At 57.9% G+C, this 19,419-nt stretch carries 26 protein-coding genes; 15 read left to right on the top strand and 11 right to left on the bottom strand.

The genetic code is table 11. The features are described from left to right. The first annotated feature begins 39 nt into the window (after positions 1 to 39). From ACWKV5_RS26400 to ACWKV5_RS26385, 4 genes are all read left to right on the top strand, one after another. A complete protein-coding gene (locus ACWKV5_RS26400; RefSeq protein ID WP_483843638.1) occupies positions 40 to 570 on the top strand; it encodes a cupin in 531 nt (176 codons plus the stop codon). 165 nt (positions 571 to 735) lie between these two features. Beyond that, a complete protein-coding gene (locus ACWKV5_RS26395; RefSeq protein WP_483843637.1) occupies positions 736 to 2,034 on the top strand; it encodes a sialidase family protein in 1,299 nt (432 codons plus the stop codon). Further along, positions 2,031 to 2,642 (top strand): hypothetical protein, encoded by a 612-nt coding sequence (locus ACWKV5_RS26390; RefSeq protein WP_483843636.1) that lies wholly within the window; start codon positions 2,031 to 2,033, stop codon positions 2,640 to 2,642. Before ACWKV5_RS26395 ends, ACWKV5_RS26390 begins: the two co-directional genes overlap by 4 nt. A 32-nt stretch (positions 2,643 to 2,674) precedes the next feature. Continuing rightward, positions 2,675 to 4,711, top strand: a complete 2,037-nt coding sequence (locus ACWKV5_RS26385; protein ID WP_483843635.1) for an LTA synthase family protein — start codon at positions 2,675 to 2,677, stop codon at positions 4,709 to 4,711. A gap of 36 nt (positions 4,712 to 4,747) precedes the next feature. Here the strand turns inward: ACWKV5_RS26385 and ACWKV5_RS26380 are convergent, their stop codons facing one another. From ACWKV5_RS26380 to ACWKV5_RS26370, 3 genes are all read right to left on the bottom strand, one after another. Further along, the gene (locus ACWKV5_RS26380; protein ID WP_483843634.1) at positions 4,748 to 5,032 is read right to left on the bottom strand and encodes a hypothetical protein; all 285 of its coding nucleotides are present in this window, start codon (positions 5,030 to 5,032) and stop codon (positions 4,748 to 4,750) included. A gap of 105 nt (positions 5,033 to 5,137) precedes the next feature. Next, a complete protein-coding gene (locus tag ACWKV5_RS26375) occupies positions 5,138 to 5,419 on the bottom strand; it encodes a hypothetical protein (protein WP_483843633.1) in 282 nt (93 codons plus the stop codon). Positions 5,420 to 5,916: 497 nt separating this feature from the next. Further along, the gene (locus tag ACWKV5_RS26370) at positions 5,917 to 7,347 is read right to left on the bottom strand and encodes an aldehyde dehydrogenase family protein (RefSeq protein ID WP_483843632.1); all 1,431 of its coding nucleotides are present in this window, start codon (positions 7,345 to 7,347) and stop codon (positions 5,917 to 5,919) included. A 124-nt stretch (positions 7,348 to 7,471) separates the two neighbouring features. Between ACWKV5_RS26370 and ACWKV5_RS26365 the strand changes: the two genes are divergently transcribed. From ACWKV5_RS26365 to ACWKV5_RS26330, 8 genes are all read left to right on the top strand, one after another. Next, the gene (locus ACWKV5_RS26365; RefSeq protein WP_483843631.1) at positions 7,472 to 8,368 is read left to right on the top strand and encodes a LysR family transcriptional regulator; all 897 of its coding nucleotides are present in this window, start codon (positions 7,472 to 7,474) and stop codon (positions 8,366 to 8,368) included. A gap of 84 nt (positions 8,369 to 8,452) precedes the next feature. Further along, positions 8,453 to 9,217, top strand: coding sequence for a COG4705 family protein (locus ACWKV5_RS26360; protein WP_483843630.1), 765 nt, complete (start codon positions 8,453 to 8,455; stop codon positions 9,215 to 9,217). A 28-nt stretch (positions 9,218 to 9,245) separates the two neighbouring features. Then, the gene (locus tag ACWKV5_RS26355; RefSeq protein WP_483843629.1) at positions 9,246 to 9,683 is read left to right on the top strand and encodes a hypothetical protein; all 438 of its coding nucleotides are present in this window, start codon (positions 9,246 to 9,248) and stop codon (positions 9,681 to 9,683) included. Between the two features lie 85 nt (positions 9,684 to 9,768). Next, a complete protein-coding gene (locus tag ACWKV5_RS26350; RefSeq protein ID WP_483843628.1) occupies positions 9,769 to 10,434 on the top strand; it encodes a response regulator in 666 nt (221 codons plus the stop codon). Next, positions 10,410 to 11,765, top strand: a complete 1,356-nt coding sequence (locus ACWKV5_RS26345) for an ATP-binding protein (RefSeq protein WP_483843627.1) — start codon at positions 10,410 to 10,412, stop codon at positions 11,763 to 11,765. Before ACWKV5_RS26350 ends, ACWKV5_RS26345 begins: the two co-directional genes overlap by 25 nt. Before the next feature lie 80 nt (positions 11,766 to 11,845). Then, on the top strand, positions 11,846 to 12,112 hold the full coding sequence (locus ACWKV5_RS26340) for a FecR/PupR family sigma factor regulator (protein ID WP_483843626.1): 267 nt from the start codon (positions 11,846 to 11,848) through the stop codon (positions 12,110 to 12,112). 125 nt (positions 12,113 to 12,237) lie between these two features. Further along, complete coding sequence (locus ACWKV5_RS26335) at positions 12,238 to 12,438, top strand: hypothetical protein (RefSeq protein ID WP_483843625.1); 201 nt, start codon at positions 12,238 to 12,240, stop codon at positions 12,436 to 12,438. Positions 12,439 to 12,556: 118 nt separating this feature from the next. Beyond that, a complete protein-coding gene (locus ACWKV5_RS26330) occupies positions 12,557 to 12,790 on the top strand; it encodes a DUF6555 family protein (protein ID WP_483843624.1) in 234 nt (77 codons plus the stop codon). Between the two features lie 18 nt (positions 12,791 to 12,808). Here the strand turns inward: ACWKV5_RS26330 and ACWKV5_RS26325 are convergent, their stop codons facing one another. Together ACWKV5_RS26325 and ACWKV5_RS26320 are read right to left on the bottom strand one after the other, a co-directional pair. Further along, positions 12,809 to 13,144: a hypothetical protein gene (locus tag ACWKV5_RS26325; protein WP_123431916.1), complete on the bottom strand. Its 336-nt coding sequence runs from the start codon at positions 13,142 to 13,144 to the stop codon at positions 12,809 to 12,811. Positions 13,145 to 13,216: 72 nt separating this feature from the next. After that, positions 13,217 to 13,435, bottom strand: coding sequence for a hypothetical protein (locus ACWKV5_RS26320; RefSeq protein WP_483843623.1), 219 nt, complete (start codon positions 13,433 to 13,435; stop codon positions 13,217 to 13,219). A 178-nt stretch (positions 13,436 to 13,613) separates the two neighbouring features. On the opposite strand from ACWKV5_RS26320, the gene ACWKV5_RS26315 reads away from it, so the two are divergent. Then, complete coding sequence (locus tag ACWKV5_RS26315) at positions 13,614 to 13,853, top strand: hypothetical protein (RefSeq protein WP_483843622.1); 240 nt, start codon at positions 13,614 to 13,616, stop codon at positions 13,851 to 13,853. Between the two features lie 13 nt (positions 13,854 to 13,866). Continuing rightward, positions 13,867 to 14,217, top strand: coding sequence for an osmotically-inducible lipoprotein OsmE (gene osmE / locus ACWKV5_RS26310; protein WP_483843621.1), 351 nt, complete (start codon positions 13,867 to 13,869; stop codon positions 14,215 to 14,217). A gap of 5 nt (positions 14,218 to 14,222) precedes the next feature. On the opposite strand, the gene ACWKV5_RS26305 is transcribed toward osmE, so the two are convergent. Together ACWKV5_RS26305 and ACWKV5_RS26300 are read right to left on the bottom strand one after the other, a co-directional pair. Further along, positions 14,223 to 14,570 carry a hypothetical protein gene (locus ACWKV5_RS26305; RefSeq protein WP_483843620.1) on the bottom strand — a complete coding sequence of 116 codons (348 nt, stop codon included), beginning with the start codon at positions 14,568 to 14,570 and terminating at the stop codon, positions 14,223 to 14,225. A 117-nt stretch (positions 14,571 to 14,687) separates the two neighbouring features. Then, positions 14,688 to 14,885, bottom strand: coding sequence for an SPOR domain-containing protein (locus ACWKV5_RS26300; RefSeq protein WP_140670212.1), 198 nt, complete (start codon positions 14,883 to 14,885; stop codon positions 14,688 to 14,690). 210 nt (positions 14,886 to 15,095) lie between these two features. On the opposite strand from ACWKV5_RS26300, the gene ACWKV5_RS26295 reads away from it, so the two are divergent. Then, complete coding sequence (locus ACWKV5_RS26295; protein WP_483843619.1) at positions 15,096 to 15,458, top strand: NUDIX hydrolase; 363 nt, start codon at positions 15,096 to 15,098, stop codon at positions 15,456 to 15,458. Between the two features lie 3 nt (positions 15,459 to 15,461). Here the strand turns inward: ACWKV5_RS26295 and ACWKV5_RS26290 are convergent, their stop codons facing one another. The 4 genes from ACWKV5_RS26290 to benA all read right to left on the bottom strand — a co-directional run bounded on the left by ACWKV5_RS26290 (position 15,462) and on the right by benA (position 19,417). Beyond that, entirely contained in the window at positions 15,462 to 16,235 is a 774-nt protein-coding gene (locus tag ACWKV5_RS26290) for a 1,6-dihydroxycyclohexa-2,4-diene-1-carboxylate dehydrogenase (protein ID WP_483843618.1), read from the bottom strand. A gap of 308 nt (positions 16,236 to 16,543) precedes the next feature. Then, entirely contained in the window at positions 16,544 to 17,557 is a 1,014-nt protein-coding gene (gene benC / locus ACWKV5_RS26285; protein ID WP_483843617.1) for a benzoate 1,2-dioxygenase electron transfer component BenC, read from the bottom strand. 10 nt (positions 17,558 to 17,567) lie between these two features. Continuing rightward, on the bottom strand, positions 17,568 to 18,056 hold the full coding sequence (benB, locus tag ACWKV5_RS26280; protein ID WP_483843616.1) for a benzoate 1,2-dioxygenase small subunit: 489 nt from the start codon (positions 18,054 to 18,056) through the stop codon (positions 17,568 to 17,570). Then, on the bottom strand, positions 18,053 to 19,417 hold the full coding sequence (gene benA / locus ACWKV5_RS26275) for a benzoate 1,2-dioxygenase large subunit (protein WP_483843615.1): 1,365 nt from the start codon (positions 19,415 to 19,417) through the stop codon (positions 18,053 to 18,055). Before benA ends, benB begins: the two co-directional genes overlap by 4 nt. Positions 19,418 to 19,419: the final 2 nt, after the last annotated feature.

Raw genomic sequence — 19,419 nt, 5'->3', positions numbered from 1 at the left:
TTCATGACGTTGGGCCTGGCTACTTCCGGAGACGCGCTAATGGTCAAGTCAGAAACTGTGCATTCTCCAATACAACCCCTCCTGCTCGAACGCAACGGTTGGGTGCCGAACAACGCTCGCCTGCCAGTGCTCATTTACATCAAAGCAATAGCAATTAAAGGCAGCGATCCTGCAGTTTTATTCGAGCAAACCTTCAGCGCCAATGGTTGGCCGCCTCAATGGCGGTATGGGGTTTATGACTTTCACCACTACCATACCGAAGGCCATGAGGTGCTTGGCGTTGCCAGCGGCTTTGCTCGTTTGATGCTTGGCGGCCCGGACAGTCGGGTGCTGGAAGTTAGCGCTGGCGACGTCTTGCTCTTACCCGCCGGCACCGGCCACTGCAATATAGGCTCCAGTGACGACTTTATGGTTGTAGGTGCTTACCCTCCAGGGCAGAACGGCAACATTTGTCGCGAAGCGCCGAGTCCGCAGCAGCTGGTGAGCATTGCGACTTTGCCGTTTCCCAATCTAGACCCAGTACTTGGCGTTAATGGCGCTCTACATCGGTATTGGAGCTATCAGGTCTAAGCCCCTGATTGGGAATGTAGCCACTCATAAAACTGTCCTTGTTCGCCGACAGGGCCGCGCGCTTAAAACAACTGCTTACACAATAGAAATACATAAAGTCCGATCTTGTACTACCGAGTGTTAGCTTGTGCGCCTTTCGGGCCATGAGATGCCAACGCCTTCATCATGCACATAAAGCTCCCCAGCATTCCTGCCTTAGGTGTTTACCTCGCCCTCACTGTTCTCTTTACGGGCGCATGGCTCACCCACCCTACCCCCACGCATTCTCCCTTTGCCCGCACAAGTCCGGCTTTACCTGTGGCGGACGACGTGGCCAAGCCCGTTTATACCAGCCGTTTCGCCTCCTCCGGGCTGGTGGACTTCGTGCATTCTTCGGCAGTAACAGCCCTGCCTGACGGTAGCTTGATGGCGGTCTGGTTCGCCGGCACCCGCGAAGGCGCCGCCGATGTGCAGGTGCGCTCCGCTCGTTTCAACGTGAGCACTGGCGAGTGGGGTGAAGAACAGGTCATGGCGACCCGGGAATCGACCCAGCAAAGCACTCGAAAATACATTCGAAAACTGGGCAACCCGGTCATTGCACTGGCGCCGGACAATCGCCTGTGGCTGTTCTTCGTCTCCGTGTCCATGGGCGGCTGGGCCGGCAGCGCGGTCAATGTGATGGTTTCAGACGACTTGGGTATGAATTGGTCGGCACCGCGCCAATTGATCACTTCCCCCTTTCTGAACATCAGCACCCTGGTCCGCTCGGCACCGGTGTTCCATGCCGACGGCTCCATCGGCTTGCCGGTCTACCACGAATTCCTGGGCAAGTTTGCCGAGTACCTGTACTTGAGCGCAGACGGTGAAGTGATCGATAAATACCGCATCAGCCACGGCAATAACTCATTGCAACCCGCGGTCGTTCCGCTGGACGGTCAGCGTGGCATCGCCTTGTTGCGCTATGCCGGCGACACGCACCACCGGGTCCTGGCTAGCCGCACCGAGGATGCCGGCCAAACCTGGAGCGAACCTTATCCGCTCGATCCATCGAACCCCAATTCCTCGTTGGCGGCCGTTGCGACGCCCGAGCACGGATTGCTGGTAGCGCTCAATGACCTGCAAGAGGGGCGCTTCAAGCTGAGCCTTTATCTCACCGATGCGAAAATGGACGACTGGCGCCTGGTGCGCGATCTGGATAAATCGCCGGATCCCGAGGGCGATCCGTATTCGCCCCTCGCCTACAAGGCAATCATCGGGAAAGAGTTTCGAGATTCCAGTGGCAAGCTCCGCCAACCGCTGGAGGCGCAATTCCTCGACAACCTCGACAAACGCGTCTGTAAAAGCGAAGGGTGTGAGTTTGAATACGAATACCCGTACTTCATCCGCAGCCCCGACGGGACGTATCACTTGGTTTATACCTGGAACAACACCTTCATCAAACACGTGTCTTTCAACGATGCCTGGCTGTCCGAGCGTCTCAAATGATTAGCCTGTGGCAAGCCCATCTCAGCTTCGCGATGATCATCTTCCTGGTAATGCCGTCTTTTGGCCTGAACAGGGTCTGGCGCATCGCGCTGTTGTTTGCATTGCTGGCCGGCAGCTTCATACCACTGGACGGGATTTCGCTGGCCGCTTACCTGCGCAGCCACATGGATGACCTCGCGATCACCTCATTGGTGTTCATGGGCTGGGGCTGTCTGCGTCGACTGGGTGTGTTGCCGCCCGCGCAGCGTGATCAAACCGGCGTACTGATCCTCTTCGCCGTAATGGCCCTGGTGTTATACCCGGCCACTTTGGGCTTGAGTGATCTGGATCCTTACCGTCGGGGTTTCAGCCCACGCCCCCTGTTGTTTGTCGTTGCACTGCTGACGCTAGGCCTGTTTTACCTGCGCAATTACCTGGCCGTCGTGCTCTTGACCAGCGCGACCCTGGCCTTTATCGCCGGGATCAAACCTTCCCATAACTATTGGGACTACCTGATTGATCCGCTGTTGGGACTGTATTGCTGCCTGACGCTGCTGGTGCTGGGGACGCGCTGGACGTATCGCCGGTTCATCACGCTGCGCGGCCCAATACGAAACAGATCCGTTTGAAATTCAACGAAATTTTTAATAGGGAAACATCGATGGGCTGGCTGAAATCGAGACGTTTGCATTACTGGCTGGGCGCAACAGCGATCGCGTTTGTGCTGTTTGCACTGCTGCGGGTGGTGTTCTTTTTCGGCTTTTCCGGTTTCGACGCCAAAGCCCTGAGCGACGACAATGCCGTCCTGGAAACCCTGGGCATCGGCTTTCGTTTCGACTTGCGCCTGGCCATTCTGGTCATGCTGCCGTTGGCGTTATTGGCCTGGATTCCTCGCTGGAACCTGATCAGTAGCCGTCTCGTTCGCCGCATCGCCCGCGTGTATCTGGTCCTTATCCTCAGCGCCATTCTGCTGATCTACATCATCGATTTTGGCCATTACGCGTACCTTGGCGTGAGGATCAACGCCACGGTGTTGCGCTTCATCGAGGATGCGCAAATATCCCGGGATATGGTCTGGCAAACCTACCCGGTTATCTGGATTTCATTGGGTTGGCTGGCAACCGTCGCGTTCGTGACATTGGCGTTGGTGCGCCTGGAGCGCGTCACGCTGGACCGCCCCCGCAACGTCATTCATCGGCTCTCCGCAACATGGGGCAGCGCGTTGATGGTCGTGCTGGTGCTGCTGGGTATTTTGGGTCGTGTCGAACACTTGAACCTTGAAAACCCGGTGCCGTTGCGCTGGAGTGATGCGTTCTTCTCGGGCAATAACCAGATCGCTGCCTTGGGCCTGAACCCGGTGATTTTCCTCTACGACACACTCAAGGTCGGCCAGTCGCGTTATGACGAAGCGAAAGTGCGCGAACTTTACGCGGTCATGGCCAACTATCTGGGCGTCGACCAACCCGACCCGCAGGCCCTTGATTTCGTCCGCCACCAATCGCCACAACCCTACAAAGTGCCGGGCTCGCGGCCACCGAACGTGGTGTTCGTGATGCTTGAGTCGCTGGGCACCAGCGCCGTCGGGGCCTATGGCAACCCGATTAATCCAACACCCAATATCGATCGCCTGGCCACGCAGAGCTGGTTCTTCAAGCACTTCTATGTGCCGGTGACGGGGACCGCAAAAACCGTCTGGGCCAGCATCAGCGGGGTACCTGACGTTACTCGCCAGGATACCGCGACGCGTAATCCACTGATCACCAACCAAAACACGCTGGTCAATGCCTTCACCGGCTACGAGAAGTTCTACACCATTGGTGGCAACTCTGGTTGGGCCAATATGAACGCCTTGATCAAGCAAAGTATCGACGGCGTTCGCCTGTTCGACGAGCGCGACTGGAAATCCCCGGTGGTGGATGTCTGGGGCATTTCGGATCTGGACCTGTTCAAAGAGACCGACCAAATCCTGCAAACGCTGCCCAAGGACAAACCGTTCTTCGCCTATATACAAACGGCCGGCAACCATCGCCCCTTCACAATTCCAAAGAGCAACGACGGTTTCGAGGTCAAGCACCCTACCCTGGAGCAAGTCCAGGCCGCAGGTTCGCGCAGTGTCGAACAATACAACGCCGTGCGTTTGCTGGACTACAACATCGGCCGCTTGATGGAAATTGCCAAGGCCGGCGGCTGGTACGAAAACACTATTTTCGTGCTGTTTGGCGACCACAACACCCGTATCGCCCAGATCCCTTTCCTGGCACCGGCCTATGAGCAACTGGGTCTGGAAAGCAACGCGGTACCGATGATCATCCACGCGCCAGCCCTGATCGGCACGCGCAAGGTCGAGGAAGCCGTCGGTCTGGTGGACTTGCTGCCGACCGTGGTGGGCATGGCCGGCCTTGAGTTTCGTAACAGCGGCATGGGCCGTGATATCCAGCAGCCCGCGCCCGAAGGCGAACGCGTGGTGCCATTGGTGTTGCGTGAAGGCACGTTCCCGCTGATTGCCGGCGTGACTCAGCATTACTTGTTACAGATGGAACACGACGGCAGCTCGCCAAGTCTCCATGACCTCGCCTCACCGACACCGCTGGACAACGTCGCCGAGCAACACCCCGAAGAGTTCAAGCGACTGTCAGAGTTGACCCGCGCCATGCATGAAACCTCACGGTTGATGCTGTACCAGAACGTGCGGAAATAACGCCGGGATTTTTGCCAACCATGGGAAGGAAAAGAGCTAGATTGTTAGCTCTTTGTTGAGGTTGCCCATCACAAATGTATAAGCGTCTGGTGATGTGAAAAAAGAGTGCCACGCATAGGGTGCTCTGAAGTAAGTGCGATCCTCCGAGCGCCAGATAACGACGACATGCCCCGCGAGACCTGCGCCGGCAGCCGCTAAATGAAACGTCCTCATAAGTGCTTCTTGCGCATGGTTTGACCGACCGCCGAATGAAGCGTCCAGCGGGAAAATGATCATGTTTTGCCCACCCTGACGCACATGAGCAATGAGGTACTTCGCCATCTCCTTCTCCTTGAATTGCTACCGCTACTGTTAGTTGACCCTGGGCGCGCAGAAAAATGATTGAACTTGCAATCCGAGACCGAGAGGCAGGCCATGGCCCTATTATTAAAACCGCACGTTGTATTTATTGCTGGCGACATTCAGTGTTGCCATAACCCTTACAGGGTTATCACCGAAAAACTTCTGAATAACGCCGTCATAGACACAGAGTACAGCCCCTTCACCCGACACATATGAACTACCGTTACTCACCAGCTCCAAGTTGTGCACGCCGTAACTTCGGGTGATATCTGGCTTTAGCCCATTGCAAATGACAAGGTGATCAGGTTCGCCAGCGCTCGCCATAACGGGTGCAAACAGGGCTAGCAGGATGAATGACTTTTTCACTTTGGCTCGCCTTTAACGCACATTTAGTTTCAGCCTGATATGTTCGAATTCAGTAATACTGCAAACACAAAACACACATAAATATATGCTTCCATACTGTCGATGCAAACTCTGAGCACCGGTAATCGAACACCTTAAAGACCAATGGCGCCGGATGGTAATTTGGGCTTGATTACCTGTCAATATGCGATATCTGCTAGCTTTTTTTGCCGCACTAGATCTCATAAAATACAAAAATTGATTACTTAACCATTGGACAATCAATAGTAAGTCCGACAAACCAGCTAGGTTAATACAGCGTTTCAATCGTCAGAATCAGTGGAGTCTCTAAACAACGCGAGGGAATAAATGGCAGTCCCTCATATAATTAAGCCCAACAGGTCCAAGAGTTAGAAACCCCATCGTCTCCGCCATCTTATGTACGACAAAGCCCTGATTAGTCAGGGCTTTGTCGTTTCTGGGGTTTGGCGGATTCTTCGCCGTTTGGCATCAACCAGTCATTTCAACGGGCCACCTATGACCAACGTCTTCGGCTCCAGAAACGCGCTCATTCCCCACTTGCCCATTTCGCGCCCAAGGCCTGAATGCTTGAACCCACCAAAGGGCGCACGCGGTTCGTGGGCCAGGGTGTTGATGAGCACGCGTCCCGAATCGATCTGACGAGCGATGTTCATACAGCGTTCGGCACTCTTTCCCAGCACCAGGGCGCTTAGCCCATAGTCCGTATCGTTGGCAATGCTGATCGCATCGGCATCATCCTCGTAGGGGATAATCGTCAGCACGGGGCCGAAGATTTCCTCACGCGCGATGCGCATCCGGTTGTTGGCATCCGTGAAGAGCGTGGGCCTCACGAACCATCCGGCGTGCAAGCCTTCCGGCCGACCTTCGCCACCCGCCAGCAACCTCGCGCCTTCTTCCTGGCCGATACGGATATAGCGCTGCACCCGTTCCCATTGTTTCTGGCTCACCATCGGGCCGATGTCGGTGTTGGCGTTGCGTGGATCGCCCGATTGAATCTGTGAGACGCCCTCCTTCGCAATCTGCTCGAACTCTGCCAACCGACTGCGCGGCACAAGGATGCGAGTGCCCGCGATGCAAGCCTGGCCGCTGTTGAGAAATCCGGCTTGCAGCACCAACGGCATGACCGCCTGGAAATCCGCATCGTCAAGCACCACGGTGGGCGACTTGCCGCCGAGTTCGAGCGTTACGCGCTTCATGGTGTCGGCACCGGTTCTTACCAGATGTTGGCCGACAGCGGATGAACCCGTGAACGAGATCTTGGCAACGTCGGGATGACGGACGATTTCCTCGCCCACCACATCGCCCCGTCCGTTGACGATATTGAATACACCCGGTGGCAGCCCCGCTTCGTGCAACGCACTGACCACGACCTGCGTCTGCAACGCGCTCATCTCGCTGGGCTTGATGACGGCGGTGCAGCCTGCCGCCAGCGCGGTGGCCAGTTTGTTGCAGATGAAGCCCGCATTGCTGTTCCAGGGTGTGATCAGACCGGTAACGCCCACGGGCGTCAGAATCACCTTGGCCACGCCGACCTGCTCCTCGAAATCGAACGCCTCCAGTGCATCGATTGCTTGCGCAATTACGTCAGCCGGATAAGTCGCCATCCAGCGCCCACGGACCGCAGGGGCGCCGTATTCCACGAGGATCGCTTCCAGCAACTCGTCCTCCCGGGCCGCCACGGCCCGGTGCATGCGTTGCAGTGCTGCAATACGTTCCTCCCGGCTGGTACGAGACCAGGCCGGGAACGCAGCCTTGGCGGCGGCGATGGCACGTTGTGCGTCCAGCGCATCGCCCAGCCGAACCTGACCGATGACTTCCTCGGTGCTCGGGTTATGGAGGTCGAACCATTCCTGACCATGCGGAACGACGAACTCGCCGTTGATATAGATGTGTTCAATGCGGTGCATGGCGTCTCCTCGCTCAAAATGACTCGCCTGAATCGAGCCTCTGTGAAGCGAAGTCTAAGAGGGGTTCATTGTTCCGATAAGCTATGCTTTGGCTTATGAAGCATCCGCATTTTCAGGACAATCCATGCACAGAACAGGAATGACCGAACTGGAAGTGGTTCTGGCCGTTGCGCGCCGCTGCAGTTTTCGAGGCGCTGCACGGGAGTTGGGCATGTCCACCACCGCCGTGAGCAGCGCGGTGGCAGGCCTGGAAGCGCGTCTGAAAGTTCGCCTGTTCAATCGCTCCACGCGCAGCGTTGCCCTTACCGACATCGGGCAACGCTATGTGGAACGCATCGCCCCGGCGTTGGCACAAATCAAAAGTGCCGATGAAGAGGTCAGCGTCGGCCCCGATGAACCCAGCGGCACACTGCGCATCAATGCCCCACACGGCGCGGCTTACCTGCTGCTGGATCCGCTGCTCAAGCAGTACGCTGAGCGCTATCCCGAAGTGCGCATCGACATCCTCAGCGAATCCAGCATGGTCGACATCGTCGCGGGGGGCTTTGACGCCGGGATTCGCCTGGCAGAGTCCGTGCCGCAAGACATGATTGCCGTGGCACTGTCAGGTGATATCCGGATGCTCGTGGTGGCAACGCCCGAGTACCTCGAGCGCCACGGCGTGCCCGAGCACCCGCGAGACCTGCTCACCCACCAGAGCATCGGCATGCGCATGGCCCATGGTGGCCTCTATCATTGGGAACTGGAGCGCGACGGCCAGAAACTACAGATGGACCTGCCGGTGCGCTTCGCCTCCAACGAGTTGCTGGCCATCAAACAGGCCGTGTTGTCGGGCCTTGGCATCGGTTTCATTTCCGAGTGGTTCATCCAGGAAGAACTGGCCAGCGGCGCCCTGGTGCCGGTGCTGATCCCGTGGTGTCCGTCGTTTGGCGGGTTGAGGCTTTATTACTCGGGCCATCGCTTCGTGCCAGCGCGATTGCGCGCGCTGATTGAACTGGTGCAGGAGTTGCGGCCCGGTTAATTCTCCCCGCTCAGTCCCCGCTAAGTTTCCTCCCGTACCTTCTCCCCTGCGAACTTTCAGCCCCGTTCAGGAGAGACCCCACACATGAATTCCCCCATAGCCGGTTGGCTCAACAAAGTGCCCGAGGTGACGCTGTCGTTCTGGGTGATCAAGATTCTGTCCACCACCGTCGGTGAAACCGGCGCGGACTTCCTGGCCGTGGACGCCGGTTTCGGCGCCGGCTGGACCAGTGTCGGCATGGCGACGTTGTTGGCGATTGCGCTGTTCTGCCAGATGCGCACTAAAACCTACACACCCTGGATCTACTGGCTCACCGTCGTACTGGTGAGCATCGTCGGCACGCAGATCACCGACATCCTGACCGACATCCTCGACGTCAGCCTCTACACCAGCACGGCGGTTTTTTCCGTACTGCTCGCGGTCAATTTCCTGGTCTGGTACCGGATGGAGCACAGCCTGTCGATTCGTGAAATCGTCACGCCACGGCGGGAGTTGTTCTATTGGGCGACGGTGCTCTGCACGTTTGCCCTGGGAACGGCGGCCGGCGACCTCGCCACCGAAGCGTTGGGTCTGGGCTTCACCCTCGGCATTGTAATCTTTGGTGCCTTGATCATCGCCACACTGGCGGCCTGGCGTATGGGCGGCAACGTGGTGTTGACCTTCTGGATCGCCTACATCCTGACCCGGCCTTTCGGTGCATCACTGGGCGATTTGTTGACTCAAGCCAAAACCTACGGCGGCCTCGGCATGGGCGCCGCGTGGACCAGTGCGATTTTCCTCAGCGTCATTCTCCTGTTGGTAGTCGTCGCGCAAATCAGCGTCGGCACCCGTAAATCCGTGACTCAGTAACCGTTAAAACGCCCATCAAGGAATTTACATGCGCCACTTTCACAGCCTTATTCGTCACGCGGCCATAGTCTCGTCCATTTGCCTGCTGGGCATGGTCGGCGGCTGCTCCAAGCCTGCCGACAAACCCGCGACAGGCGCCACCTCCAGTTCGGTGAGCGTCCCAAGTCAGTCGGGCACCAAACTGGGTGACCTGTCCGAGTTCCGCAACATCGCCGCCGACGTAGCCGCCCTTGTCGACAAGAATGACCTGCCCAGCGCCAAAACCCGGATCAAGGACCTGGAAACCTCGTGGGACTCCGCCGAAGCCGGCATCAAGCCACGGGCCGCCAGCGACTGGCATGTCGTGGATAAAGCCATCGACCGTGCGCTCGATGCCTTGCGTGCCGGCAGTCCGAAACAGGCTGAATGCAAAGCCGCGATGGATGACTTGCTCAAAGCCTTCGACTCGATGAAAGGCAAGTCCTGAGCCGACGGCGGACAAACCCCGGCACAGGTGCTTCAATACAGGCGCGACGGTCATGACCGCCGCGCCTTTTTTTGCGGAGCGGGACATGCGGATATTGCTGGTCGAAGACGACCCGATGATTGGTGATGCCATTGAGGGCGCCCTGAACGATGCGAGCTACGCCGTCGACTGGGTGAAGAACGGCCTCACCGCCCTCTCGGCGCTGGACACTCAACACTATGACCTCGTACTGCTCGACCTCGGTTTGCCGGGCAAGGATGGGCTCGATGTCCTCGACAACATCCGCGCACGCAACAACCCGGTGCCCTTGCTGATCATCACCGCACGCGACAACCTCGATGACCGCCTGCGTGGCCTCGACGGCGGTGCTGACGATTACCTGGTCAAACCCTTCGAACTGGCCGAATTACTGGCCCGGATACGCGCGGTGTTACGCCGCAAAGGGGGCAGCGCCCTGTCCGTGCTGGACAACGGCGTGGTGGCGCTGGACCTTGTTTCGAAACTGGCCAGCACGGCGGACAGCCGCGATGTACAGCTCTCCAGCCGCGAGTTCGCCCTGCTGCAGGCGCTGTTGATTCGGCCCGGCGCGATTCTTTCGCGCAGCGAACTCGAAGACCGCCTCTACGGCTGGGGCAATGAAGTGGAAAGCAATGCGGTGGAATTTCTGATTCACGGGTTGCGGCGCAAGCTCGGCAGCCATGTCATCAAGAACGTCAGGGGAATGGGATGGATGGTTTCAAAAAGCGCTTGAGTGACTCGGTACAACTGCGGCTGTCCGTCACGCTGTCGCTGGCCATCCTGATCGTTGCCGTGGTGGCGGGGATTTTTGCCTTCGTCTCAGCGTTCGACGAAGCCCACGAAATGCAGGACGACACCTTGCGCCAGGTGGCGGTGTTGTTTGATCGCCAGCACATGAGCCTGCGCTATCCCGTGGGCAATGAAGTCGCCGACGACAACGAAGAATCCAGAGTGATCGTGCAATACCTGGCCGATGGCAGCACCGCACTCGGCAACGACGACGCGCTGTTGCCGCTGCCCTTCCCCCCGACATTGGCCGATGGCTTGTCGACGTTAAACGTCGCCGGCGAAGATTTTCGCGTGCTGGTCAGGACCAGCAGCCGTGGCGAACGGATTGTCGTCGCCCAGGAAACCGGGATTCGCGACAAGGAGGCTCGCGAGAGTGCCTGGCGCAGCCTGCTGCCATTTCTGATTCTGTTTCCGGTGCTGTTGCTGGTGGTCAGCGATCTGGTGCGCAAACTGTTCCGCCCGATTGCGACCCTTTCGGCTGACATCGACCGGCGCGACGAACAGGCACTGCACCCCATCGACGAGCACCACGTGCCGACCGAAGTGCGTCCGTTCGTGATGGCGATCAATCGCTTGCTTGAGCGCGTCGCGCAGTCCATGGACGCCCAGCGCCGCTTCGTCGCCGACGCTGCCCACGAACTGCGCTCGCCCATGACCGCCCTGTCCTTGCAAGCCGAGCGCCTGGCCGCCACAGACATGCCGGCGCCTGCCCGTGAGCGTTTGCAGCCCTTGACGCTGGGTATCGAGCGCAGCCGAAAACTGATCGATCAACTGCTGGCCCTGGCCACCGCGCAATCGGGCTCGAATCGACCGCAGGCAGCCGTTTCAGTCCATGAAGTCTTTCGGCGGGTGCTGGAGGATCTGTTGCCGCTGGCCGAGCGCAAGCACCTCGATATCGGCGTCGAGAGCACCGAGGACGTGCACGTCTTCATCAACGAAATGGATCTGGTCGTGCTGGTGAAGAATCTGCTGGATAACGCCATCCGATATACACCCGACGGCGGGCGCATCGACCTTTGCGTTAAGCAGACGCAGGAGGGGGTGATGTTGCAGATCAAGGATTCGGGGCCGGGTATTACTCTGGAGGAACAACCGCGCGTGTTCGATCCTTTTTACCGCAGCCTGGGAACCGAAGTGGCCGGCTCAGGATTGGGGTTATCGATCGTCAAGGCGATAGCGGACCGTACGGGCGCGAAGATTCGGCTCGGCTTTACCGATGAAAAAAACAACAGTGGTTTGTGTGTATCGGTGTGGTTGAACACTGCGAAGGATTGAAACCAACACAACTTCTTTTTGACGTTTTTTTCCCAAACGGCCTCGTAAGGTGCGTTATCCGGCCAAACAGGTAGCAGTCAATGAATCAACCCAGTTCTTGCGACATGGACGAAGCAATCCTCAGCCAAGCCGCTCATTGGTGTATGCGTCTACAGGAAAACACCTGCACTCAGGCGGAAAAGCTGGCCTTCAAGGAGTGGATTCAAATGGATCCTCGCCACGCCTTTGAATACGCAAAAATGCTGGAAATCTGGGACATCAGCGACCAGTTGCCAAACCATAAAAACACTTCGAAAAAGCTGCTGACTGACCTGTCGACGCGGCAACACGCCGAGCAAAAAATATGATGCGCTGAAACTGGCGCACCATTGCAGTGCAATCCGTTGGCGAAAACCGAATTCCTCAACTAGGGTCTCTACGCAATCAAATGCCCTCGCTCTTGGGTGGGGGGCGCCTGATCAAGGAGAGATAAATGCCGTCCGTTCGCACTGTCGAAAAAACCTATCGCGCCTGGTCGAGCCCGATCCTGCTGGAGCTCAAGGAGCGAGAACACCAACTGGACCCCGTCGCGCGCCAGGCGCTCGAAAACATCCTGGTAGAAAGACGTCTGATCAATCTGGGCAATCCTTCAGGCAGTGAGCGGCGCAACGCCGGGCAAGACAAACATCGGTAACCCGCATGCCGATGACCGGGGTAAAGATCTGCCTTTTGCTCATGCATACAGAAGTCCGAAATCCAAAGGAACTGGCACTACGCCATTAATGTCGTAGCGGTAGCACCTGGAGAATCGGATGACTCGCACTCGCTATTTTCAAATCACCTATCGTTTTAATGACCAGCGACACGTTTTTGTACAGCCAGACACGCACATGAATCACGCGGACGCATGGTATTACGCCTGCCTGCATTCAGGGTTGGGCCTTTCATATGGACACGATCACGATCAACAAAACGACGAGGCACTTCGAAGTCACGCGCAAGCTGGCGGCCTGAACGACGTCAGCTGGGAAGAATTACCCAGTTGAAATGGCCGGCCCGCTTCTTTACAGACAATCCTTCACGGCTTTGCGCATGGCGCCGGACTTGGCCCACGGCGGCCCCTGATACAACGAAACCCGGCTGCCGTCCTTGTATTTGACGATATCGAGAATTTCATCCGCCGTGATGATGCTCGGCGCATTCAGCCGGTAGCCGTTGGAAATGCCGACCTGAGTGGTTTTCGGAATCTCTTTCTGCCATGCCGGCAAAATGCACGCAGCCAGCTCTTTGGGTGGCTTGTTGCTGTATTTACTGACGTTGGGTTCACCCGGCACCACAGACGCCGGCAACGAACATCCCGCCAGCATCGCCAGCGTTACTCCCCCAATCCACATCCGCATGATGCATCCTTATCCCGTAAAAACGCGAAATGTAACGCTTCGCCGGCCGGACATCCATCTATTGAATACAACTCAATGTGGAGCATTGTTTCCAGGAGGCTCTGGATAAGTTCTTTCGTTGAGATAAGCCATCCACCGTTCATAGGCTTCATGCTGCCATTGCGTGACCCGCTCCCACTCCGGGCCGCTCAGTTGATGCGCTGAAATCAGCTTCATCATCTCTGTGGTGGCGGCATCCAGGTCAACAATCAACTCATGGGCATGAAATCTGAAGTCATCGGTATTGCTCATGGGGGTGGCCTCGCCCTGACGAAATTGATTGACCTTCGTACGACATCCACGAAGGCCACTCACCCTCAACTTCCCGACCAACGGAAGCACCTTCTATCCCCCAGGGATCTGACGAACAAACGTTCCGCCGTTCTAAATGGAACTACTCTTTCTAATCGAGACATTGCCGGAGGTCGACATGTGGCTTAACGAAGATGAAAACGAACTTCGCCGTGACCTGCAAAGCGTTGCGTCAGATTTGAGATGGTCGGCGGTCGAGTTGCTGCGCATTGAGCAACAGCTACGTCAGGCGGGTAATGAGGCGGATGCACAGGCCGTGCGCAGGTTGTGCGAGTTGTTCCAAGGCGATGAAGCGAGACTGGCGGGTTATTCAGAGGAAGTGAAAGCCAAGGTGATCACTCGGACGAAAGCTCACTAACGGGAGCACTGTCATGAACAAGTCGCTGTTCACGCTGGCTATCGTGCTGGCGGTGGGTGGCTGCAGCACCGAGGAACACATTTACGGTACCCAGCCCCTGGTCGCCAAAGTCCAGACCGGGATGAACAAGGATCAAGTGCAGCAGATCGGCGGTCAACCGGTGTCGATCACCGACCGTACGGTGCAGCCTGGCAGTTGTTTTGACTACAAATTGACGCAGGCGGACCAGCATCAGTCGTACAACATCAGCTTCGATGGCAACGGCAAGGTCGACCATAAAAGCTTCATGACCTGCGCCGAATGGAGCCATGTACAAGAGAAAGCCCGGGAACCCTCACGTACAAGCGGTGGTGGAGGCTACTGAGCGGGCTAGCCGGAAACAGGCGTATTGCAGGTATCCCGCCATTTATCGGCGAACGTATTGATCGCCTGGCTTTTCTGCTCCTGGGAATCGCGTACGGGCTGGTTGTACGCTTCGTTGATCAGCATTGCCCCCAACTTGTCGTGGTCGGGATTGCCCGACTTTATGGCTAGCAAACTGGCTTTCGATTCACCATTTTGACGAGACTGCATGATCGACCCGGCCAGTACACGGAACGCTTCGCAGACCTGCGGGTTGGTTTGAATTTCGCCCAACACCTGAGCTTGAGCCGGGCTTGCGCAAGCCCAGCTTATTGCAGACACCACGGCCAGTGACATCCAGCGCCCTTTCAACATGGGTTCTTCCTTGAATTAAAAACGGCCACCCTATCACTCCAATGTCACGTTTAAAATCCTCCGCCCCCCGCTTCTGCAACAAAAAAACCCCGGCATACCGGGGCTTCAAGCGTACTGTCATTCTGACTTCTGCGCGGACGGGCGAACCGTCCTCGCTCTATAGGCAGGAAGCGATGCGGCATAGGCCAGTGCTTCCTCTCTGCTGCTGAAAGACCCCAACCGGTCACCTTGGGTGCAAACCCGCCAGGGGCCGTTGTTTACGCTCAGTACGTCATAACCGTTCATGTGCATTTTATTCAGCATCGGAACACTCATGGTCACCTCCTGCTCGGTAGTGGGACCGACGATTGACTTCAATACCTTACACCCGACCTTTGCCCAGGTGCCGACCAGACGTCGCGTCAGTAATCCAGCGTTCAATTGCACTTTTCGCTGAGCGCATCGCTCTAACCCCTGAAATAGAGGTCACGGCCCGAATGTTGCATTTTTATTTCGTTTTTGTAACAAGCGATTGTCAGGTAACCAATGAAAGTACGTGCAACGGTCATTTGTGAACTGGACCGACATGTTCTCCTGGTGCGCAAGCCCAGGTGTCGCTGGAGCTTGCCCGGCGGAAAAGTCGAGCCCGGTGAAACCACGGCGGGCGCTGCGTTGCGTGAGCTTCAAGAAGAAACCGGTCTGGGCGCCGACAGCCTGCTGTACCTCATGGAGCTGGAATCGGGCGGCACCCGCCACCATGTGTACGAAGCGTCGGTGCCGAACCTTGAGCAGGCCCGGCCACAAAACGAAATCATCGACTGCATCTGGCATCCACTGGAGACGGTCGACAACCTGAGTACCAGCGACGCCACGCGCCAGATCGTCAAGGCGTTTCGGCGGCGCCTGTAAGCGTCAGCCCTGGTCGCCGCCGCCCACCGGCATGATCATGCCGGTGATGTAAGACGCTTCGTCGCTGGCCAGAAATAGAATAGCGCCTGCCTGCTCATCCAGCGTGCCGTAGCGCTTCATCAAACTGCTGTCGAGTGTCTGGTCGACGATCTGCTGATACCAGACTTTTTCCTCAGGACTTTGCTCGGCACTGTTGCGCGCAATGACCCGGGGCGGTGCTTCGGTGCCACCGGGCGCGGTGGCATTGACCCGCACCCCGCGGCCGGCAGTTTCGAAGGCCAGGCAGGCGGTCAGTGCGTTCACCCCGCCCTTCGCCGCGCCATACGGCACCCGATTGATACTGCGTGTGGCGATGGACGAGACATTGACGATGGCGCCACTGCCCTGCTCCAGCATAAACGGCAGCGCCGCATGACAGCACCACAACGTCGGGAACAGCGAGCGGCGGACTTCAGCTTCGATCTGCTCCTCGGCATAGTGCTCGAACGGCTTGGTCCAGATCGTGCCGCCGACGTTGTTGACCAACACGTCGAGACGCCCGAAGCGTTCAATGGCGGTACGCATCACGCGACTGCATTCGCTGTATTGCTCAAGGTCGGCGGTCAGGGCCAGTACTTGACTACTTTGGCCCAACTGCTCCTGCACCTCGAACACATGCTCGGAACGGTCCACCAGAATCAACCGCGCGCCCTCAGCGGCCATACGCTCAGCCACCCGCCGTCCGATGCCTTGCGCAGCCCCGGTAATCAGCACCACTTTTTCCTGGAATCTGTTCATACCCACCTCGTGAAAAAACACTGACCTGTAGGAGTGAGCCTGCTCACGATAGCGATCTCACAGGCGGCATCAGCGTTGAATGTCTCGCCCTCTTCGCGAGCAGGCTCGCTCCCACACTGGATCGTTGCCGAGCACACCTTTATGTATGTCTTCGATTAACTGTGGGAGCGAGCCTGCTCGCGATAGCGGTCTCACAAGCAACATCTCCGTTGAATGTTCCGCCCTCTTCGCGAGCAGGCTCGCTCCCACACTGGATCGTTGCCGAGCACACATTTTGCGTACGCTCCCACAGGGATTGCGTATCCGACTCAGGCCGCGCTGGCGGCGAATTTCTCGTAGTAGAAATTCGCAGGCTGGACGCCTTGCTCGCGAATGAACTGGCTGACCGCCTCGACCATCGGCGGCGGGCCGCACAGGTAGACGTCGACGTCGCCCTCGTTCAGATGCCGGGGCTCGATGTGCTGGGTCACGTAGCCCTTGAGCGGATGTTGACTGTCGGGGTTGGCCACGCAGGCGCTGAAGCTGAAATTGGGGATGCGCGCGGCGAGGATTTCGAGGCGATCGAGTTCCACCAGGTCGAAATCGTTGGTCACGCCGTAGATCAAATGCAGCGGATGTTCGCTGCCCTGCTCGGCGATTTTTTCCAGCATCGCGGTGAACGGCGCCAGCCCCGTGCCACCGGCCAGCAGCAACAACGGACGGCGAATATCGCGCAGATAGAAACTGCCCAACGGACCGGCCAGATTCATGCGATCACCCGCCTTCGCCATGCCGGTCAAAAAGCTGCTCATCAAGCCGCCAGGCACATTGCGAATCAGGAAACTGACCTCGCCATCGCGCTGCAACGAGCTGAACGAATACGCGCGGGTCTGCTCGCTACCCGGAACTCCGAGGTTCACATATTGCCCCGGCAAAAACGCCAGCGAGCTCAACGCTTCACCCTTGATCGACAGCGCAATGGTGCTGTCGGACAACTGCTGCACCGCGCTGATCGTGGCGTCGTAACTGGCCTGCCGCGTGCGGCAAACATCAGAAGACACCGGCACCCGCACGACGCAATCGCTCTGGGCGCGCATCTGGCACGTCAGGACAAAACCCTGCTCGGCTTCTTGTGCGCTGAGCGCGTCTTCGATGTACTCCTCGCCCAAATCATAACGACCGGCCTCGGCGAAGCATTTGCAGGTGCCGCATGCGCCGTCGCGGCAGTCCAGCGGGATGTTGATGCCCTGGCGATACGCGGCATCGGCCACAGTCTCACCGACATTCGCATCGATGAACCGGGTAACGCCATCTTCAAAATTAAATGCAATGGAATGGGTCATGACGGCCGCCTTACAAGTGGTAGACATCGATGACCTGACGAACGTAATCGTTCTTCAGGATCACTTTCTTGGCCTTGATCAGCGGGTTTTCGCCGCGCACATCCAGGGTGTAGAAACTGCTGCCGAAATAGCTGTCGACGGTCTTGTAGCGAAAGCTCAGCGTGTGCCAGTTGAAGCGCACCTTGCACAGACCGTCCGCCTGTTCGAGCAGCTCGATGTTGCTGAGGTTGTGCGAGGTTCGCGTGTCCGGAATGCTCGCGCTGGAACGCTCGGTCTTGATGCGGAAGATGCGGTCTTCCAGCCCCGTGCGGTTGCCGTACCAGATCAGCGAGATTTCCCGCTGCGGGTCCTCGGTCAATTCGTCGTTGTCGTCCCAGGACGGCATCCAGAAAGACGCATCGGCGGCGTACAGCTCCAGCCAGTCGTCCCACTGCTTGTCGTCGAGGTAGCGTGCTTCGCGGTACAGAAAATCGCGCACGGCCTCGTAGGTGATGGTCATTGCACGGCCTCCACGGCAATCAATTCGGACTGCTCGGCGGCCAGCGCCTTGAGCATCGTCTGTTGCCAATACTTGTGTTGCAGCACGAACAGGCCTTCGTCCTCGGTGCGCACGCCACTGAGCAGCGGGTGCAGGTCGATCTCCTTGGCCGCCTCGTCCGCACCTTCGATCCAGTGCTCGGCGCCCCGGGACATGTCATTCCAGGTGGTGACGCTGCCCTGATAGCTGGTCTGGCACGAGCGAAATTCTTCCAGATCATCCGGGGTGGCCATGCCGCTGACGTTGAAGAAATCCTCGTACTGGCGAATCCGGCTGGAACGGGCGTGGTCGCTTTCGCCTTTGGGGGCGATGCAATAAATGGTGATTTCCGTGCGATTGACCGAGATCGGCCGGGCGATACGGATTTGCGAGCTGAACTGATCCATCAGGTACACGTTCGGGTACAGGCACAGGTTGCGCGAGTTCTCGATCATCCAGTCGGCGCGGGCCTGACCGAAATCCTGGGCCAACTCGTCGCGACGTTCATACAACGGGCGATCTTCGGGGTTGGACCAGCGCGTCCAGAGCAGCATGTGGCCCTTGTCGAAGGAGTAAAAACCACCGCCCTGCTTGGCCCAGGTGCCGGCACTCATGGTCGGGTTGCTGTCACCGGCGTCGCGTTGCTTGCGCTGGTTCTGGGTGGCGGCGTAGTTCCAGTGCACCGAGCTGACGTGGTAACCGTCGGCGCCGTTTTCGGCAGTGAGTTTCCAGTTGCCTTCGTAGATATAACTCGAAGAACCGCGCAACACTTCCAGGCCATCGGCGGACTGGTCGACGATCATGTCGATGATCTTTGCCGACTCGCCGAGGTGTTCAACCAAAGGCACCACGTCGGCCTTGAGGCTGCCGAACAGGAAGCCGCGATAGGACTCGAATCGCGCGACTTTGGTCAGGTCATGGGAGCCTTCGCAGTTGAAGCTCGCCGGGTAACCGGCCGCGGCCGGATCCTTGACCTTGAGCAGCTTGCCGGAGTTGTTGAACGTCCAGCCGTGGAAGGGACAGGTGTAGGAGCTTTTGTTGCCGGTCTTGTGCCGGCACAGCGTCGCGCCGCGATGGCTGCAGGCGTTGATGAAGGCGTTGAGCACACCGTCCTTGTTGCGCGCGATGAAGATCGACTGGCGCCCCATGGTGGTGGTGTAGAAATCGTTGACGTTGGGGATCTGGCTTTCGTGGGCCAGGTACAGCCAGTTGCCTTCGAAGATGTGTTGCATCTCCAGATCGAACAACCGTGGATCGGTGAACATCTCGCGCTTGCAGCGGTAGATGCCGGTTTCCTTGTCATCTTCAAGCAGGGAGTGAAGGTATTCGGGTCGCAGGGACATGG

The organism is Pseudomonas oplopanacis, from assembly GCF_057128725.1.
This window is presented reverse-complemented; position numbering and strand designations above follow the sequence as displayed.

What these genes read in the sequence shown, in the direction of transcription:
- ACWKV5_RS26400 (WP_483843638.1), top strand. Translation starts at nt 40, where the DNA reads ATGGTCAAGTCAGAAACTGTGCATTCTCCAATACAACCCCTCCTGCTC.
- ACWKV5_RS26395 (WP_483843637.1), top strand. Translation starts at nt 736, where the DNA reads ATGCACATAAAGCTCCCCAGCATTCCTGCCTTAGGTGTTTACCTCGCC.
- ACWKV5_RS26390 (WP_483843636.1), top strand. Translation starts at nt 2,031, where the DNA reads ATGATTAGCCTGTGGCAAGCCCATCTCAGCTTCGCGATGATCATCTTC.
- ACWKV5_RS26385 (WP_483843635.1), top strand. Translation starts at nt 2,675, where the DNA reads ATGGGCTGGCTGAAATCGAGACGTTTGCATTACTGGCTGGGCGCAACA.
- ACWKV5_RS26380 (WP_483843634.1), bottom strand. Translation starts at nt 5,032, where the DNA reads ATGGCGAAGTACCTCATTGCTCATGTGCGTCAGGGTGGGCAAAACATG.
- ACWKV5_RS26370 (WP_483843632.1), bottom strand. Translation starts at nt 7,347, where the DNA reads ATGCACCGCATTGAACACATCTATATCAACGGCGAGTTCGTCGTTCCG.
- ACWKV5_RS26365 (WP_483843631.1), top strand. Translation starts at nt 7,472, where the DNA reads ATGCACAGAACAGGAATGACCGAACTGGAAGTGGTTCTGGCCGTTGCG.
- ACWKV5_RS26360 (WP_483843630.1), top strand. Translation starts at nt 8,453, where the DNA reads ATGAATTCCCCCATAGCCGGTTGGCTCAACAAAGTGCCCGAGGTGACG.
- ACWKV5_RS26355 (WP_483843629.1), top strand. Translation starts at nt 9,246, where the DNA reads ATGCGCCACTTTCACAGCCTTATTCGTCACGCGGCCATAGTCTCGTCC.
- ACWKV5_RS26350 (WP_483843628.1), top strand. Translation starts at nt 9,769, where the DNA reads ATGCGGATATTGCTGGTCGAAGACGACCCGATGATTGGTGATGCCATT.
- ACWKV5_RS26345 (WP_483843627.1), top strand. Translation starts at nt 10,410, where the DNA reads ATGGATGGTTTCAAAAAGCGCTTGAGTGACTCGGTACAACTGCGGCTG.
- ACWKV5_RS26340 (WP_483843626.1), top strand. Translation starts at nt 11,846, where the DNA reads ATGAATCAACCCAGTTCTTGCGACATGGACGAAGCAATCCTCAGCCAA.
- ACWKV5_RS26335 (WP_483843625.1), top strand. Translation starts at nt 12,238, where the DNA reads ATGCCGTCCGTTCGCACTGTCGAAAAAACCTATCGCGCCTGGTCGAGC.
- ACWKV5_RS26330 (WP_483843624.1), top strand. Translation starts at nt 12,557, where the DNA reads ATGACTCGCACTCGCTATTTTCAAATCACCTATCGTTTTAATGACCAG.
- ACWKV5_RS26325 (WP_123431916.1), bottom strand. Translation starts at nt 13,144, where the DNA reads ATGCGGATGTGGATTGGGGGAGTAACGCTGGCGATGCTGGCGGGATGT.
- ACWKV5_RS26320 (WP_483843623.1), bottom strand. Translation starts at nt 13,435, where the DNA reads ATGAGCAATACCGATGACTTCAGATTTCATGCCCATGAGTTGATTGTT.
- ACWKV5_RS26315 (WP_483843622.1), top strand. Translation starts at nt 13,614, where the DNA reads ATGTGGCTTAACGAAGATGAAAACGAACTTCGCCGTGACCTGCAAAGC.
- osmE (WP_483843621.1), top strand. Translation starts at nt 13,867, where the DNA reads ATGAACAAGTCGCTGTTCACGCTGGCTATCGTGCTGGCGGTGGGTGGC.
- ACWKV5_RS26305 (WP_483843620.1), bottom strand. Translation starts at nt 14,570, where the DNA reads ATGTTGAAAGGGCGCTGGATGTCACTGGCCGTGGTGTCTGCAATAAGC.
- ACWKV5_RS26300 (WP_140670212.1), bottom strand. Translation starts at nt 14,885, where the DNA reads ATGAGTGTTCCGATGCTGAATAAAATGCACATGAACGGTTATGACGTA.
- ACWKV5_RS26295 (WP_483843619.1), top strand. Translation starts at nt 15,096, where the DNA reads ATGAAAGTACGTGCAACGGTCATTTGTGAACTGGACCGACATGTTCTC.
- ACWKV5_RS26290 (WP_483843618.1), bottom strand. Translation starts at nt 16,235, where the DNA reads ATGAACAGATTCCAGGAAAAAGTGGTGCTGATTACCGGGGCTGCGCAA.
- benC (WP_483843617.1), bottom strand. Translation starts at nt 17,557, where the DNA reads ATGACCCATTCCATTGCATTTAATTTTGAAGATGGCGTTACCCGGTTC.
- benB (WP_483843616.1), bottom strand. Translation starts at nt 18,056, where the DNA reads ATGACCATCACCTACGAGGCCGTGCGCGATTTTCTGTACCGCGAAGCA.
- benA (WP_483843615.1), bottom strand. Translation starts at nt 19,417, where the DNA reads ATGTCCCTGCGACCCGAATACCTTCACTCCCTGCTTGAAGATGACAAG.